This is a genomic window from Streptomyces sp. NPDC058525 (assembly GCF_042719495.1).
Classification (GTDB): domain Bacteria; phylum Actinomycetota; class Actinomycetes; order Streptomycetales; family Streptomycetaceae; genus Streptomyces.
On the sequence record NZ_JBHXNP010000216.1, the window covers coordinates 1 to 2,266 of the forward strand.

Genomic DNA, 2,266 nt, shown 5'->3' on the forward strand with positions numbered 1-2,266 from the left:
AGCATCGCCTCGCGGAACTTCTTCGACCCGTTCGCGTTCGTCCGCTCACCGATCGCCATGTACGAGGTGTCCTGCCGGAACGGCACCGTCTGGTACAGGGAAGCGGCCCCCGGCTCCGGGTGCGGATCGCGGGCCCCGGGCGCGGTGCCCCGGACCCGCTCGACCACCTGCCGCAGGTGCTCGGGGGTGGTGCCGCAGCAGCCGCCGACGAGCGAGAGCCCGTAGTCCCGTACGAAGGACTCCTGCGCGTCGGCCAGTTCGGAGGCCGACAGCGGGTAGTGCGCGCCGTCCTTGGTCAGCACGGGCAGGCCGGCGTTCGGCATGCAGGACAGCGGAACGCGCGAGTGCCGCGCCAGATAGCGCAGGTGCTCGCTCATCTCGGCGGGGCCGGTCGCGCAGTTCAGGCCGATCATGTCGATGCCCAGCGGCTCCAGCGCCGTCAGCGCCGCACCGATCTCCGAACCCAGCAGCATCGTGCCGGTCGTCTCCACCGTCACCGAGCAGATCAGCGGCACGGAAACGCCCAGCGCCTCCATCGCCCGCCGGGCGCCGATGATCGAGGACTTCGTCTGGAGCAGGTCCTGCGTCGTCTCCACGAGCAGCGCGTCGGCGCCGCCGGACAGCAGCCCCTCCGCGTTGATCTGGTAGGCGTCGCGGATCTTGTCGTACGTGATGTGGCCGAGCGTCGGCAGTTTCGTACCCGGGCCCATCGAGCCCAGCACCCAGCGCTGCTGCCCGGTGGACGCGGTGAACTCGTCGGCGACCTCGCGGGCGATGCGCGCACCCGCCTCCGACAGCTCGAAGTTGCGCTCCGCGATGTCGTACTCGGCGAGGGCGGCGAGATTCGTACCGAAGGTGTTCGTCTCCACGCAGTCCACGCCCACCGCGAAGTACGCCTCGTGGACGGTGCGCACGATGTCGGGGCGGGTGACGTTGAGGACCTCGTTACAGCCCTCCAGCTGCTGGAAGTCCTCCATCGAGGGGTCCTGCGCCTGGAGCATCGTCCCCATCGCCCCGTCGGCGACGACGACGCGCGTCGCGAGCGCCTCTCGGAGGGCATCGGCCCGGGTCCGGCTCATGTCAGCGCTCGCAGCGCCGGGCCCAGCAGCCGGGCCGATTCGGTCCCGTAGACCGACGCGACGGTGGCCAGCAGCCGTTCGCCGTCGACCTCGTAGTCCTGCGGGCCCACGGCCTCCAGCGCCAGCGCGGCCATCGCGCAGCCCAGCTGCGCGGCCGTCTCCAGCGGCAGGTACCAGCTGACGGCCGCGAGGAACCCGGCGCGGAAGGCGTCGCCGACGCCCGTCGGGTCCTCGGGCCGGACATCGGGGACGGCCGGCACGGTGAGGGCGGGCTCGCCCTTGCGCTCGATGCGGACGCCCTCGCCGCCCAGGGTGGTGACCCAGATGCCGACGCGTTCGAGGATCTCCTCCACGTCCCAGCCGGTGCGCTCGCGCAGCAGCGCGGCCTCGTACTCGTTGGTGAACAGCCAGCGCGCCCCCGTCACCAGCTCCCGCACCTCGTCGCCGTCGAGGCGGGCGAGCTGCTGGGAGGGGTCGGCGGCGAACGCGATGCCCAGTCCGCGGCACTGGCGGGTGTGCCGGAGCATCGCGGCCGGGTCGTTGGGCGAGACCAGCACCAGGTCGACGGGGGCGTCCCCGGGTCCGGTGAGGCCGCGCAGGTCGATCTCGGCCGCCTCCGCCATCGCGCCGGCATAGAACGACGCGATCTGGTTGGCGTCCTCGTCGGTCATGCACATGAAGCGCGCGGTCTGGCGGGACCCGGAGACGTACACCCCGCTGGTGTCGACCCCGTGCTCCTTGAGCCAGACCTCGTACTCGTGGAAGTCGACGCCCACCGCCCCGGCGAGGACCGGGGCCAGGCCCAGTCCGCCGAGCCCGTAGGCGATGTTGGCCGCCACCCCGCCCCGCCGCACCTCGAGCGAGTCGACGAGGAACGAGAGCGAGAGGTGCTCCAGCTGGTCGGGGAGCAGCTGGTCGACGAACCGGCCTGGGAAGGCCATGAGGTGATCCGTGGCGATGGATCCAGTCACCGCGATACGCACGTGGTCTCTCCTGATCGGGACGGGGAGGGTGCCGGTGCCCCGCCGTCGGCGGGGCGTTGGGGGCGGTCGTACAGGTGTCAGCGGGCGACCGCGGCCTTGAGCTGCTCGGCGCGGTCGGTGCGCTCCCAGGTGAAGTCCGGCAGCTCGCGGCCGAAGTGGCCGTAGGCGGCGGTCTGGGCGTAGATCGGGCGCAGCAGGTCGAGG

The 2,266-nt window shown here is 72.1% G+C and carries 3 protein-coding genes; all 3 read right to left on the bottom strand.

Annotated elements, in window-relative coordinates:
• Positions 1–1,079 (bottom strand): homocysteine S-methyltransferase family protein (locus ACFWP3_RS41895; RefSeq protein WP_384232208.1); only part of this gene is annotated, 1,079 nt, incomplete at its 3' end.
• Positions 1,076–2,062: a carbohydrate kinase family protein gene (locus ACFWP3_RS41900; protein WP_384232209.1), complete on the bottom strand. Its 987-nt coding sequence runs from the start codon at positions 2,060–2,062 to the stop codon at positions 1,076–1,078. The genes ACFWP3_RS41900 and ACFWP3_RS41895, both read right to left, overlap by 4 nt.
• Before the next feature lie 77 nt (positions 2,063–2,139).
• Positions 2,140–2,266, bottom strand: a 127-nt coding sequence (locus tag ACFWP3_RS41905; protein ID WP_384232211.1) for a methionine adenosyltransferase domain-containing protein, incomplete at its 5' end; no start/stop codon positions are given.